Source organism: Sphingobacteriales bacterium (assembly GCA_016719635.1).
Classification (GTDB): Bacteria; Bacteroidota; Bacteroidia; order Chitinophagales; family JADIYW01; genus JADJSS01.
In genome coordinates this window covers 1-14,158 of the sequence record JADJYT010000013.1, presented here as the reverse complement: position 1 = coordinate 14,158, position 14,158 = coordinate 1, and the positions used below count along the sequence as shown (strand labels likewise).

Annotated in this window: 14 protein-coding genes and 2 pseudogenes; 11 read left to right on the top strand and 5 right to left on the bottom strand. The window is 41.3% G+C overall.

Annotated elements, in window-relative coordinates:
• From leuD to IPM95_14380, 6 genes and pseudogenes are all read left to right on the top strand, one after another.
• Window positions 1–570, top strand: a 570-nt coding sequence (gene leuD, locus IPM95_14405; protein ID MBK9330454.1) for a 3-isopropylmalate dehydratase small subunit, incomplete at its 5' end; no start/stop codon positions are given.
• 50 nt (window positions 571–620) lie between these two features.
• On the top strand, window positions 621–749 hold the full coding sequence (locus IPM95_14400) for a ribbon-helix-helix protein, CopG family (GenBank protein ID MBK9330453.1): 129 nt from the start codon (window positions 621–623) through the stop codon (window positions 747–749).
• Between the two features lie 299 nt (window positions 750–1,048).
• Window positions 1,049–1,288, top strand: a complete 240-nt coding sequence (locus tag IPM95_14395; GenBank protein MBK9330452.1) for a hypothetical protein — start codon at window positions 1,049–1,051, stop codon at window positions 1,286–1,288.
• A 5-nt stretch (window positions 1,289–1,293) separates the two neighbouring features.
• Window positions 1,294–2,070 (top strand): annotated as a pseudogene (locus IPM95_14390) (UDP-2,3-diacylglucosamine diphosphatase).
• Window positions 2,060–2,377 carry a hypothetical protein gene (locus IPM95_14385; GenBank protein ID MBK9330451.1) on the top strand — a complete coding sequence of 106 codons (318 nt, stop codon included), beginning with the start codon at window positions 2,060–2,062 and terminating at the stop codon, window positions 2,375–2,377. The pseudogene IPM95_14390 and the gene IPM95_14385 overlap by 11 nt, the downstream one beginning before the upstream one ends.
• 351 nt (window positions 2,378–2,728) lie before the next feature.
• Window positions 2,729–2,908: a hypothetical protein gene (locus tag IPM95_14380; protein ID MBK9330450.1), complete on the top strand. Its 180-nt coding sequence runs from the start codon at window positions 2,729–2,731 to the stop codon at window positions 2,906–2,908.
• A 9-nt stretch (window positions 2,909–2,917) separates the two neighbouring features.
• On the opposite strand, the gene IPM95_14375 is transcribed toward IPM95_14380, so the two are convergent.
• Window positions 2,918–3,238 (bottom strand): DUF4293 family protein, encoded by a 321-nt coding sequence (locus IPM95_14375; protein ID MBK9330449.1) that lies wholly within the window; start codon window positions 3,236–3,238, stop codon window positions 2,918–2,920.
• Window positions 3,239–3,314: 76 nt separating this feature from the next.
• On the opposite strand from IPM95_14375, the gene IPM95_14370 reads away from it, so the two are divergent.
• The 3 genes and pseudogenes from IPM95_14370 (at window position 3,315) to IPM95_14360 (ending at window position 5,933) form a co-directional block, all read left to right on the top strand.
• The gene (locus IPM95_14370; protein MBK9330448.1) at window positions 3,315–3,725 is read left to right on the top strand and encodes a hypothetical protein; all 411 of its coding nucleotides are present in this window, start codon (window positions 3,315–3,317) and stop codon (window positions 3,723–3,725) included.
• A gap of 75 nt (window positions 3,726–3,800) precedes the next feature.
• A complete protein-coding gene (locus IPM95_14365; protein MBK9330447.1) occupies window positions 3,801–3,989 on the top strand; it encodes a hypothetical protein in 189 nt (62 codons plus the stop codon).
• Window positions 3,990–4,113: 124 nt separating this feature from the next.
• Window positions 4,114–5,933: pseudogene (locus IPM95_14360) on the top strand (ABC transporter ATP-binding protein).
• On the opposite strand, the gene IPM95_14355 reads toward IPM95_14360, so the two are convergent.
• The 4 genes from IPM95_14355 to IPM95_14340 all read right to left on the bottom strand — a co-directional run bounded on the left by IPM95_14355 (window position 5,821) and on the right by IPM95_14340 (window position 11,745).
• The gene (locus IPM95_14355) at window positions 5,821–6,519 is read right to left on the bottom strand and encodes a lycopene cyclase domain-containing protein (protein ID MBK9330446.1); all 699 of its coding nucleotides are present in this window, start codon (window positions 6,517–6,519) and stop codon (window positions 5,821–5,823) included. The pseudogene IPM95_14360 and the gene IPM95_14355 sit on opposite strands and share 113 nt — an antisense overlap.
• Window positions 6,520–6,529: 10 nt before the next feature.
• Window positions 6,530–7,375, bottom strand: a complete 846-nt coding sequence (locus IPM95_14350) for a phytoene/squalene synthase family protein (protein MBK9330445.1) — start codon at window positions 7,373–7,375, stop codon at window positions 6,530–6,532.
• On the bottom strand, window positions 7,362–8,840 hold the full coding sequence (gene crtI / locus IPM95_14345) for a phytoene desaturase (GenBank protein MBK9330444.1): 1,479 nt from the start codon (window positions 8,838–8,840) through the stop codon (window positions 7,362–7,364). The genes IPM95_14350 and crtI overlap by 14 nt, the downstream gene beginning before the upstream one ends.
• A 100-nt stretch (window positions 8,841–8,940) precedes the next feature.
• Window positions 8,941–11,745: a PD-(D/E)XK nuclease family protein gene (locus IPM95_14340; GenBank protein MBK9330443.1), complete on the bottom strand. Its 2,805-nt coding sequence runs from the start codon at window positions 11,743–11,745 to the stop codon at window positions 8,941–8,943.
• 203 nt (window positions 11,746–11,948) lie between these two features.
• On the opposite strand from IPM95_14340, the gene IPM95_14335 reads away from it, so the two are divergent.
• Window positions 11,949–13,556, top strand: a complete 1,608-nt coding sequence (locus IPM95_14335; GenBank protein ID MBK9330442.1) for a carboxypeptidase-like regulatory domain-containing protein — start codon at window positions 11,949–11,951, stop codon at window positions 13,554–13,556.
• 77 nt (window positions 13,557–13,633) lie between these two features.
• Window positions 13,634–14,092, top strand: a complete 459-nt coding sequence (locus tag IPM95_14330; protein ID MBK9330441.1) for a TonB-dependent receptor — start codon at window positions 13,634–13,636, stop codon at window positions 14,090–14,092.
• Window positions 14,093–14,158: the final 66 nt, after the last annotated feature.

The window sequence follows — 14,158 nt, the reverse complement described above, 5'->3', positions numbered from 1 at the left end:
ATAACTATACAATCCACTGCAGTTCCGTTGAATATGGAAGATGTGGACACTGACCAGATTATACCGGCGCGCTTTCTGAAAGCAACAACGCGCGAAGGATTCGGCGATAATTTATTTCGCGACTGGCGATACAACAACGCTAATACGCTGAAAGAAGCGTTCGTCTTAAATAATCCAGCATACAGCGGACGATTCTGGTTGTCGGTAAAAACTTCGAGTTGCGGTTCATCACGCGAAGATGTGGCGTGGCAATTCACGATTATGGTTTCAAAGTGGTGGTGTCGAGTTTCTTTGCAGATATCTTTAAAGAATAATGCTTTAAACAACGGTTTGTTGCCTGTGGTGGTTTTTCGCGGAATTTTCGCAGAAAATTTTTGCGGAAATAGACGAAATCCGGCAACAGAACTGAAAATAGATCTGGAAAAACAGCAAATCGAAATTTTAACCACACAGGATAAAGAAACGTTTGACATCAATCCGTACAAAAAAACCTGTATGATTAATGGCTATGATGATATCGATTTTTTACTAAGTCTGAAAGATAAGATTGAGGCATTTGAATTAAAGTAGTATTGTTTATTTCAGATGTTATACGTATATTTACTTGTAAATTTATACGTATGACTGCGAAGCTAACGCTTTCCATAGACGCTAAAATAATAGAAAAAGCAAAACGAAAAGCCAAGAAGGAAGGCAAGAGTCTGTCTGCAATGGTAGAGGATTATTTGGCGTTTTCCCGTACAGGATGATCCTGATACTAAATCAACATACGCAGCAAGTTGAACGATTAGCAGGTTCGCTGAAAATGAATATCCCGAAGATTTTGATGTAAAAAGATAAACAGGCACGCCTTCTAAAAAGTATTATGGTGTATAATGTATTTATTGATTCGGATATAATTATTGATTTTCTAACTGAAAGGAAGCCCTTTTTTAAGATGCCAAACAATTACTCCATTTTTGCTTCACTCGATAAGATAAAGTTAAACACGTCTGCGATTGTATTCGCAAATGTATTTACGTTTTAAGAAAAGAATTTTTCTCCTGCAATGGTAAAGGAAAGACTAGTGGAACTTTCCGGTCTGATACAAATTGTAAATACAACACATGACTCAGCTATAAAGGCACTGAATGCTGATTTCTCTGATTTCGAAGATGCGATGCAGTATTATACAGCGCTGGAAAATAAATGCGCATTTCTGATTACCAGAAATACGAAAGATTTCAAAAAGGCAAAGAATATTCGCGTGCTCACATCATCCCAGTTCTGTAAATTGTTTGTAAAATAAATCAGTTGCAAAAGCTTTCATTAAATATATTATCTGGCAAACAAATCTACTTCATCTCTGATTTACACCTCGGCGCACCTGATCTTCCAAAAAAGTCAGGCGCGTGAACTCAAACTGATGCGCTTCCTGAAATCAGCGGAAAGGATGCACAGGCTGTTTTTCTGGTAGGTGATACTTTTGACTTCTGGTTTGAGTACAAACTCGCTGTACCCAAAGGGTTGTCCGTTTTCTTGCAGAACTGGCCAGATTAAAGGCAAACGGAATTGACTGCTATATTTTTACCGGAAATCATGATCTGTGGATGGAGGATTACCTGACTCAGGAACTCGGCGCAACGGTATATCACGATAAAGTCGAACTGATCTGTCACTCGCCATCAGGTGATAAGAACTTTGTTGGCACACGGAGACGGACTAGGTCGGGCGATACGAAATACAAGTATCTTAAGAAAATCTTTACCAATCCGTTCTGCAAATGGCTGTTCAGGTGGCTGCATCCGGACATTGGTATAAAAATTGCACAAGTATGGAGCAGGCATACCTTTACCGATCCGTCGGTTGAAGTATTTCACGGAGAAGACAGGGAATGGCTGATTCAGTATTGTAAAAGAAAGATGCAGGAAAAGCCGTGCAATTATTTTATCATGGGTCACCCGGCACTTGCCTATGGAAATAGCGCTCAGCGAAACGAGTTCCTGCATTAACCTGGGCGACTGGATTGTAAATTGTAACTATGCTGTGTTTGATGGCAATGAGGTAAAGCTCGTAAAATATGACAATTAAGCAAACATACGCTTTATGGAATTTGAACACCTTTTATGTTCAGAAACAGAATCAGTCTGCTGGCCAGGATAGTGTTCTTTATTCTTTGTTCTTTGTTCTTTATTCAGATTTCTTTTTCCAATACTCCGGTTTATTTCAAAACTATCGAAAAAAACCACTCAAAACATTTGTCAACACCACCAATGATATATTCCTGCTGCATAAGGGCATGCTCGAAAGGTACAACGGCGACGGTGTGTTCATGCAGAAACTATGGAAGTATCTACATCAACGAGAATACAGAGATTATCAGTATAAACGGGTTTAAGACAATTCTCTTTCGCCGGATTACGGAAAGATAATTCAGCTGGATAACCGGCTGCGTGAGCTCGATATCATCGATGCATTTAATCTGGAAAATTACATCATCTACCTGTATCGGCATCTTCGTACGACAATAATTTTCTTATGGATATGGGATGCCGCTACACAACGGATCATTAAAATAGACAAGGACAAGAAGCCTGTTTTTATTAGCAACACCATCTCGTTATGGGTAGGCAAAAGATTAATCCGAAGCAGATGCTGGAATCCGAATCTTGCTCTATCTGGTGGACATCAAAGAAGGAATCTTTATTTTTGACAATCAGGAAATTATATAAAACATTCCCATTCCGAAATGAAAAACGTAAAGATAATTGACGGAACAATTTATTATATCAAGGAAGAAAGTATTTACAGTTACAATACTAATGACCTTTTCAGAAACGCGGTATACCAAAACACCGGAACTGGCAAATATTCAGATTGGAAAACAGTCGTGATTGGCATCAATGCGGAAAACATGGCGGAAATCTGAAATACTGATTTAGCGCAGTCTGTCCATCGATTTAACCAGCTGCTCATCGTGCTTAACGCCTTTGTAGGCCAGAAAAATTAAACACAAGAACAAACACAGGAATGATAATCTAGGACCGAACTGATATTGGTCTTTCTGGTGCAGCACTATGGCGTATACCGATAATCCGATCAGCGCTATGGACAATAATATAGCGACAGCAATAACTTTCATCTGCAGCTTTCGGTTGCTGAATCCATTCATGTTTATTTTGCCGAACGGGACAAACAGAAAGGCGATAGCAGCCACTGCAGCCAGAAACAGGTAAATGGTTTGAATGCGTTGTATCATGCTGTAAAATTAGCAGTTAATATACAAAAGAAAAATTAATACTATAAAAAACTCTGCCGTCGTATCTTTACAACACATGCGCTTCTTTCTTCAGCTTTCTTATAACGGCAAACAGTACAGTGGCTGGCAGCGGCAGGAAAATGCATTATCCGTACAGGAAATCCTGGAAGATAACTTAACTAAAATTTTCGCGCAAACTACAGAACTTACCGGTTGCGGAAGAACGGATTCCGGCGTTCATGCAGCAACGTATTACGCGCATTTTGATACAGCGCAATCCTTACCGGAAAATTTTATTTATCGCATTAACCGTATGCTGCCGGATGATATTGCGGTTAAAGAAATTTTTGAAGTCAGTAGGAATTGCATGCCCGATTTGATGCCATCACCAGGACCTACAAATATTTCATCCATTTTCATAAAAATCCGTTTCTGGAAGATTTCAGTTTTCAGATGCATGAATGGCGGCCGGATATTCAGAAAATGAATCATTGCATACAGCAGTTGCTTGAGAACGCGATTTCGGTTCATTTGAGAAAAAGGAAGCGATAATAAAACATCAATCTGTCTGCTGACTGAAAAGCTTATTGGGAAACAGCCGAAAACGGATTGGTATTTACCATTACGGCCAACCGCTTTCTTAAGAAATATGGTGCGCCGCATTACGGCAGCTTTATTAATGGTGGGTTTAGGCAGAATGTCAGAACAAGAACTGCTGGAATCTGTTCATGCAAAGCATCGCTGGAGGTGAAAATATCGGTACCGGCAAAAGGGTTGTTTTTGTGGGATATTAAATACGAATTTAACGCTGACCTAAAAGCTCTAGTGCTGAGGAAAAATAACAGAAGCAAAAAAAAGGCAGTGACTGGGCGACACTGAAAAGGGTGATCAGACTGGCATTGCCATTTAGGAGATTATTCCTCCTTTCACTTCGCTGGCCTGGGAATATTGGTTTCTGTGGTGACTCCGCTTCGTCCGTACCTGATTCAGATTACAGTTGATAAAAATATCATCGCGCAGAAATGGCAAAGGGCTTGAAGTGGATGGGTTTGATTTTATTGGCCTCACTGATTGCGGAATTTCTGATGAAATATCTTTTCGGGCTGAATTCCACAAAACTGGGACAAACCATCATGCTGAAGTTACGAACCACCTTATTCAATCATGTGCAAACCATGCGCCTCAGGTTTTTTGATAAAACACCCGTAGGCATCATCACTACCAGAACCATTAATGATATAGAAGCCATTAATAATATTTTCTCGGAAGGAATGATAACGATTATAGCGGATGTCTTGACCCTGATATTTGTGATTGGCTTTATGGTGTATATCAACTGGAAGCTTGCACTGGTCTGTTTGACCACATTCCCCATTGTGTTGATAGCGACCTATATCTTCAAAGAAAAGGTGCGGGTTTCCTTTAATGATGTCAGAGAGAAAGTGGCTCAGATGAATGCTTTTGTGCAGGAACACATTTCCGGTATGCGTATTGTCCAGATTTTTAATGCAGAGGACCGGGAATTTGAAAAATTTGACAAACTCAACCAGGAACATTATTCAGCAAATAATAAGTCGGTGTTGTATTATTCCATATTTTTCCCGGTGGTTGAAGTCATTCTGGCATTAGCGATCTCTTTGCTGATATGGTACGGTGCAAATCAGGTGATGAACGGATTTGCAACAGTCGGGGTGTTCACATCATTTATCTTATACCTGAATCTCGCTTTCCGTCCGCTGCGTATGCTGGCGGATAAATTCAATACCCTTCAGATGGGTATCATTGCATCGCAGCGTGTTTTCCGGTTGTTGGATACGGAAGAAAAAATAGAAGATAAGGGCAAGCTGGCTCCGGAAAAAATAAAAGGGGACATTGAATTCAAGAAGGTATGGTTTGCGTATAACAAGGACGAATATGTGCTGAAAGATATTTCTTTTAAGGTGAATGCCGGGAAACCTTGGCAATTTGTTGGTGCCACCGGTTCGGGAAAATCATCTACGATTAATATTCTCAACAGGTTTTATGAAATCCAGCAGGGAGAGATTTTACTGGATGCTGTAAATGCGCGCGAATACAAACTGAGTGCCTTGCGGTCTAACATAGGAACCGTGCTGCAGGATGTTTTCTGTTCTCCGGTACGGTGATGGATAACATTACCCTGAAAAATCCGCCATCATCTGAAGCGCAGGTGATGGAAGCCAGTCAAACTGGTGGGTGCGCATGATTTCATCATGGAACTGCCCGATGGGTATAAGCAGAATGTGATGGAGCGCGGCGCTACATTGTCCGTTGGCCAGCGACAGCTGATTTCATTTATCCGTGCATTGGTGTATAATCCCCAGATCCTGATACTGGACGAAGCCACTTCCAGCGTTGATACCGAATCCGAAAACTTGATACAGCATGCCATTGAAACCCTGGTGAAGGGCAGGACTTCCATTGTGATTGCACATCGTTTATCTACTGTGCAGAATGCCGATAAGATTATGGTGCTGGACAAAGGAGAAATTAAGGAAATTGGAACACACGAGGAGCTTATTGCAAAGAAAACGGCTTCTATAGAAAACTCTATGAGATGCAGTTCAGGAAGACGAATTGCTGGTTTGATTATTCTTGCCTTTCAGCCACTCATACATCGTTACATTCATCATCAGAAGCAGCAAACAGTATATGGTGTCTTCAATCGGTATGGTGAAAAGGCGGATACCCAGGTTTTCAGCCGGATGATAGCTCACTACGGGTAAACTCGTGAGCACGCCGTTCACTAAAAAGAAAGGAATCAGTGAAAACAGGTAGCCGATATAAAATCTCCCCAGCCACGAAGGCTTTAGAATAAAATGAATATAGGTCATCAGCACCGCAGCGGAAATAAAGTTAAATGAGGTATAGGCTTTGTGAAAATTCAGGACGCTTACTATGCTGATCAGGATGAGTATGGCCAGGTGGAGCGTCCGGGCATATTTTGCCAGATAATCTTTTCGTATATAGTAGCTCGTACATTCATAGATAAAGACACAGGAAAACGGCACTATCCAAAAAAATAGCCACTCTTCGACAGGCAGCAGGAATAGCTTATGGCCCAGAATATAATTGTCGTTAAAACTCCACACACCGTGTTTGGTGAAGAAATAATCCCATACCACAAAATATACGGTTGTGACTGACAGCGGAACGGGAAGATATTTCCATTTTTTTACAAATTGTACCTTGCTGTCAAAACTGAAAAATAACGGACCAGCCAGCGTAAGCAGCATCAGCAGGAGATAGGTATATTGGGGCAGTACATTCAATTTATAATAGATTCATCGAGTTGCGCACCACGGAATTCATCAGCAAATAGGCCTTTTGGCGGTCGCTGACACGTATGCGCTCTTCCATTATCTTTTCAACGGTAGCCTTGCGGATGTTCTTATACAAATTGAGGTAATACACATAGGCCAGATACACACCGCGACGCGCTCCTTTGGGCAAACGTTTGATGCCTTCCAGTGCGCTGTCGAAATCCTTTTGTATATCCTTTAAAATCTCCTGTTTGGTGTATTCGTCAAACCTGGTCAAATCAATTCCCGGAAAATATACCCGGCCTCTGTCTTTCAGGTCACTGTTCATGTCTCGCAGGAAGTTGATTTTCTGAAATGCCGCACCCAGGCTTTTGGCATAGGGTGCCAGTTCTTCATAATAATCTTTATCACCTCGGGTAAACACCTGTAAGCACATCAGCCCTACCACTTCCGCAGAACCGTAAATGTATTTTTGGTAAAGCGCTTCACTTTCATAAGTGGTTTTATGTAAGTCCATCTCCATGGAATCCAGAAAATCGGTGATAAGATGATGGTCTATCTGGTAGGTATTCACCACCTGCTGAAAGGATTGCAGGACAGGATTCAGGCTGATGCCCTGTTCTATTGCCTTGAAGGTGTCTTTCCTGAAATCAGCGAGCAATTGTCGCTTGTCAAAGTCATGGAAGGTATCCACGATCTCATCGGCAAAACGGACAAATCCGTAAATGCCATAGATGGTGTTCCTGAATTCCTTATCGGACACACGGATACCCAGCGAAAAAGAAGTGGAATATTTTTTCGTGATAAGTTCGCTGCATCGGTTGCAGCTGTGGTTGTATAAATCAATGCTGTTCATCTTTCAGTATTCTTTCAGTGACTAATTTGGACCCTATAACGACGATGGGCAGTCCGGTACCCGGCACGGTGCTGGCTCCTACGTAATATAGATTATTGAATTCTTCGTCTTTGTTTTTCGGGCGCATGGCGGCTACCTGGTTTAATCCGTGGGCTAGTCCCAGGCCGGAGCCTTTGTAGAGGTTAAACATACTCTCCCAGTCATCCGGTGCATAGATCGTTTGTGTTATCCTGTTGCCTATCAGATCAAACCCTATTCGCTCGCTCATGTCTTTCAAAATGGTGTCTGCCAATTGTTCTCTGTCACTCCAGTCGTTTTTGTAGCGTCTGTCGGGAACGGGACAAAGGATAAATAAATTCTCGCAACCTTCCGGTGCGCAGTCCGGATTCGACTTCGAGGAAGCATTTACATAATAATACGGTTTCTCCGGATTTACGGAAAGCTTGAAGATGCTATCGGCGTATTGCTTGAAATTGCTGCCTAAAAAATAGTTATGATGGTGCAGATTATCCAGTTTTCCTTTAACACCCAGGTAAATGGTGAACGGTGCCAGGGTCCAGTGTTTCTTGTCTAATTTTTCTTCAGAGAATTTTTTTCGCTTCAGCACCTTTCCCCTGAAGGCGGCCGCATCGGCATTACAAACAAACAGGTCCGCCTTCCATTCTTTTCCGGCAGAGTCGATAAAGGAGCTTATGTTTCCGTTTTGTTCTTTTACTTCGGTGATTTCCGTGTTGAAATGGAATCGTACACCCCGGCTTTCCAGAATCTTTTGGATTTCTTCCACAATCTTATACATGCCGCCTTTGATATTCCAGTAGCCGTCGTGTTGCAGTTCGGTGTAGTTCAGCAGACTGTATACGGCCGGTGTATCAAACGGCGTAGAGCCTAAAAAGAAAGCAACCAGGGAAAAGATGACTTTCACGTGTTCCGAATCAAAATTGCGTTCCAGTTCAGACCACATGGAACGCAGCAGCAACGGAGAGTGTTTCATCGGTACTGTCATCAATGCCAATGCATACTGTACCAGGTTGTCGTAATTGCGTTTGACGATAACATGTTCCGTATCGTGAAAAAGCTCTCCGGCTTTTTGCAGGTATTTTTTTGCCCTTGCCTCAAAGTCGGGTTCTGTTTCCCTGAATTCATGGGCTAAACGGTCCAGTTCCTTGTAAATGGAATAAGGCTTTTCCCTGCCGGCAAAGTAAACGGAATAAACCGGATTGAGTTCATTCATCTGCAACGGATTCGGAATCTTGCAGTAGTTGAACAATTCAGTGAACTCATAGCTCATACTGAAAAAGGAGGGGCCAATATCAAAGGTGAATCCATCTTTTTTCAGCTGATTTAACCTGCCACCCGCCTGATGGTACTTTTCTATAATTTCTACCTCATACCCATGAGTAGTTAAGCGAAGTGCAGTTGCTAAACTCCCCAAGCCGGATCCTATAATGATAACTTTCTTTGCCACAATGAATCTATTGTCACTTATAACACGTACACAACAGGTTTGTTTAAATAAAATCGTAAATATTTAAACAAAATTATAAACAAATTGATTTTCAAGGATTTTAATTCAATCCCAGTAAATCTGCATACGGAGAATACTGATAGGAGAGCTTCTTGTCGGATTGAGTGAAGTACGCCTCTTTGTAGACGATATTACTGATTAATTGCGAAAGCCTTTTCTCAAAGATTAACAGCAGTTCAACAGGAATCGGAGCTGCATCATTCAGGTATGAGATCCCCCCCTTCATTTTTTTGGCATGGTGATAGCCTACATAAATCTCACTACAGTGGTATAATTTGTAATACATCAGGGCATACATCAGGCCCTGAAAAGCGATGCCGTAGTCTTTCTTTTCAAAAATGAACAATGTATCCAGAAACGCATCGACTTCTGACTGCTTCTGCATATCCGGGAATTTGGGAAGTTCGATATGCCCGGTTTTATAATCGATAATGCGTACAGCACCGTCTTGCAGTTGATCAATTCTGTCAAAAGTCCCCTGAAGGGTAGCAAAGGTGCCGTCTTCCAAGGGAAGTTTATCCCATATGAATTTTTCTTCGGTATGTAAAATATGAAGCGATTCGGAAGTGCTGTCGTTTTCAATAATCTTTTGCGCAATGCGTTCAATAATTTTAAGCTGCAGTTTATTGCTGCCCTGTGTAATCTCTTTGGGCAGCCTTAGAGCATCTACGGCCTCGGTTAGTTTTTGTCTGACGGCCGGTGCGTTCGATAAGGATTTCAGGTCAGCAGTCGGGAGTGTTTTTCTCAAAAACGGCCGGTAGGTCAGTTCTAATACTTTGTGCAATAGCAGACCAAAAACGGCAGCATCGATATCTTCTTCCAGCTCTTTCGGTTCTGCTATGCCTGCAATATATTTCAGGTAAAACTGAACAGGACATTTGATATAGATATTGAGTGAAGAAGGAGAAAACCTGCGTTCGCCCAATGACGCCATCATCTTTGCCGTTTTTTTAATTTGCAGGAGTGATGGTAAAGGGTTCAACCCTGCATTGTTTTCTTCCAGGGTTACAATAGATTCACTGATTTGATTGTCGGGTGTGTTAAGGTCGTGCTCTATCTGTCGGATAAAGCGGCTCTTTTCGCCGGTGTTGTCACCCATCTGGTTATTATACAGCAGATGGACATTTTTGGCTCTTTTCAGTAATCTGTAAAAGTGATAGGCGTTGATGCCGTCGAATTGTTCGAAAGTCGGCAGCCCGAATCCTTTGCGCAGATTGTAGGGAATGAATGAATTGGTTTTGTTGGTCCCCGGAAGATGGTCATCGTTTAAGGACACAATATACAAATGGTCAAAATCTAAAATCCGCGTCTCCAGAAACCCCATGATTTGTATATTCTTCTTGCCTTTGGGTTTCTCGAACGGAACTTTTATGCCCGCAACAAACTGCCTTACAAAGCCGGGAAGTGTTTTCCTGTCCAAGGTGACGGCGTTTTCTTCCAGTAAATTCAGGAGCGACTGGATGCCATTTGTAATTACCTCTTTCACAGGGTGGAAATATGTATCATTTACATGAAGAGCCTTTATGATGGAAAGGATATCTTTTAGTACATCCACTGAAGAATCAGTACTTTGGAATAGAAAGGACGGTAAATATTCAGCTGCAATATCCTTCGGAATATATGGAACAAAGAAAGGTAAGATGGACGCCAGTTTTTCTCTTTCCCTTATATCAGATTTTATATATGGATGCCGAATCAGATGGCTGATGTCCTTGTGGTAGTAATCCGTCTGTTTTTCCTGCATCCTTGCGTTGCAAAAGAATCCGAGCAAGGCATTCATATATACATACAGCTCACTCTGTACTACCGGATAGCCCATGGTAATATTAACTTCATCGATATCGACCATTTGTAACATCGGTGTCAGCAGTTTCTCATCACACAGAACGATGGCAGTACTTGTATTTTCCGAGCGGTCATTAAACAGTAGCTGTGCCACATATTGTGCCTGACCGACATCAGATGAGATGCCGGCAATTTCAATGTGCTTGCCCTGTTCAAGCAGGTTGTCCATCATCCAATGATGCTGCCTGCCTGAAAAGATTTCCTGATAATGCCTTAGAAAGTTTCCTGCCTCGTGCAGGTTGTTTTGCATAAAATGTAGATTGGCATCCCACCAGAACTCACTGTCATAATGTTGTTCAATTAATTTAAAGATTTCCTGTTCACAAACGGAAAGCGCATTGAACCCGCATACTATCAATTTTTGATAGGGTAGAGTTAGTGAACCGGATCTCAACCCCTCATAGACTTCTCTGTAGGCCATTCCTTCATAAGCAAAATTAGAAGAGTTCAGTTTCTGTTTAAAGGCCACATAGATTTCTCCCAGCAGGTTCCACGTCTTTATGAATTCCTGCTGATAGATGGTGGATTTGGCGTTTTCTTTAGATGTTGTGGTCAGGATGAACTGTTCTATGTATTTCCGCATTTCCTCGGAAATGGAAAAAGCATCTTCTATTGATTTTTGCGCCTTCAGAAGTGAAAACAATGCCTCCGCATCAATCAGGTATTTATCACATTCATCAAAATCTTTCAGGATTAATTTCCCCCAGGGTAAAAACTTTTCCAGTGGCTGCTGTATTTGGGTAAGTTCGTTTTGTACCTGATACAATGCTAAAATGAGATGCCAGTCGTCCTTGATAATATAACTGGAATGTTCGCTGATAAACTCCTGTATGGTAAGGGTTTTGGGCAGGATAAAATTTTCTTCCGGAAATTTTTGCACTAAGAAATCTGTGAAATAGAGGGCCGCTCTTTTCGTAGGGAAAATGTAGCACGAACGGTAAAGATACGGCAATTTTTCTTTCGTAACAGATTCAGCGATAATTTGTAAGAATGCATCCACCCGACTAAGATACAAAATCTATATTTTACTGGCCGCCCGTAAATAGTGTTCACCAACCGTTCACACAATGACCTTGTATAAAACGTAATAAAGCACTCAAAAGACGTATTCAGATGTTTTAAACCACAGAACATTCAACCAGCCTTTACGCAGTAGTGACACGCTTGATATTACTTTGCAGTATCAAATAAAACACACACAGAATGAAGGTATTTAAACACACATTGACAGCAGCAGTCTTGGTATTGCTCTCGACCATCGGTTTGGCACAAACCGGAAAAATCTCAGGATTAATAATAGACAAAACGACACAGGAGGCACTGATTGGTGTTAATGTTTCCATTGAGGGTTCTGTTTTAGGTGCAACGACAGACATGGACGGTAAATATGAGATTACTGATTTAACACCCGGTACCTATAAGTTGTTGTTCAGTTATATAGGTTATTCTGACAAGAATGTAGAGGGGGTGGAAGTAAAAGCAGACGAAGTTACTGTATTAAATGTAAACCTGGATGTCACAACAAATGAACTGGAAGAAGTGCAGGTTGTCGATTTTAAGAAAACCAATACCGAAACGGCAGTATTACTGGAAATGAAAAACGCTGCGCAGATTTCGAGTGGTATTTCGTCTCAGCAAATACAAAAAACCGCGGACAGGGATGCCTCTCAGGTGGTCAGAAGAATTCCGGGTGTTACCATTCAGGGCAACTTCATCAATATACGAGGTCTGAATCAGCGGTATAATAATGTGCTTCTGCATAATGCCATGGCACCATCTATGGAAACAGACGTAAAGTCCTTTGCTTTCGATATTATTCCATCCGCACAATTAGACAGAATCATTGTTTTAAAAAGTCCCTCAGCTGATGTATGTGGTGAGTTTGCCGGAGGTATGGTGAAGATATTTACAAAGAGCTTTCCGGATAATAATTTTGTAGATATTTCATACGGTACCACCTTCAGGGTCGGCACCACTTTCAAGCCGTATTACAACCAGAAAAACAGTCCCTTGTTTTATCTTGCAAATGATTCCAAAAATAATCTGCCATCCGGTTTTGCAAAAGATGTGAATGCCTTGACGCTGCAGGAACAGGTGGATGCGGGTAAGCAGTTAAATAACAACTGGACAGCATCCAAACAGGCATCCATTCCCGACCAGCGGATAGGTATCAGCTTTGGAAGAAGGATTTCTACCGATAAATTGCTGGTAGGGATGATTACTTCGCTGAATTACAGCATTTCAAAGCAGACGTATTCTGTTTTCAGGGCGGATTACAATATTTACGACTTTGCCAATGATAAACAGGATCCGAAATACAATTACAACGATCAGCAGTATAATAACAATGTTCGGTTAGGCATATTGCACAACTGGGCGTTTAAGTTCAGAAAGAATACAATTGAATTTAAAAACATATTTAACAGTAACGGTCTCTCCCAATATACACATCGCACGGGTACGGATCTGGCAAATGATTTAACAGTTGATAACCATGCATTGTACAACACATACAAAGGCATTTATGCAGGGCAGCTTTTGGGAAAACATCAGGTTAAAACAGAAAATAATTCTATTGACTGGGTTGTCGGATACAGCCGTGCTTATAAGAATGAACCGGATTTTAAACGGTATACGTCCACTTTAAATACAGCTACCGGCATTTATGAGATAAATGTCCTTCCTACATCCGTCAATCCGAATATGCTGGGACGCTTTTTTTCCAAAATGGATGAAAACATCTTCACGGCTGCCATAAACTCAACCAATAAAATAATTAAAACAGCAGATAAGGATTCATACCTACTGTAAGTGCAGGATTATACGCAGAATATAAAGACCGAAATTTTAATGCCCGGATTCTTGGCTTTAAACGTACGGATTTTGACTTGTTTAATTATTCGTTTGCCACGCAGGGGATTGATGTGCTGATGCAGAATATTAATAATACAAATGGCATAAAAAAATTGAGGGAACAAACCCGTTCGTATGATTCCTACAAAGCCAATAATATTATCGGAGCATCTTATGTGAATGCGGAGCTTGCAATAAAAAGCAAGGTTCGGATTGTCGCAGGATTCAGGTATGAGTATTCAAATCAGCAACTATCATCCGGAAACGAGACAGATCTGATTCGGGTTAAGAATGTAAAACACGCTTATTTGCCTTCCGTCAATATCAGTTATAACATTAACCCAAAAATGCTCGTCAGGGTGGCATACGGTATGAGTGTGAACCGGCCGGAGTTCAGAGAGATTGCTCCGTTTGCCTTTGATGATTTTTATACCCGGTATACGATTGAGGGAAATCCAAACTTAAAAATGCGACTGTTCACAATGCGGATTTAAAATGGGAATATTACCCGTCCAATGGTGAAGTGATCAGTGTCTCTGTATTCTATAAGAAATTCATAA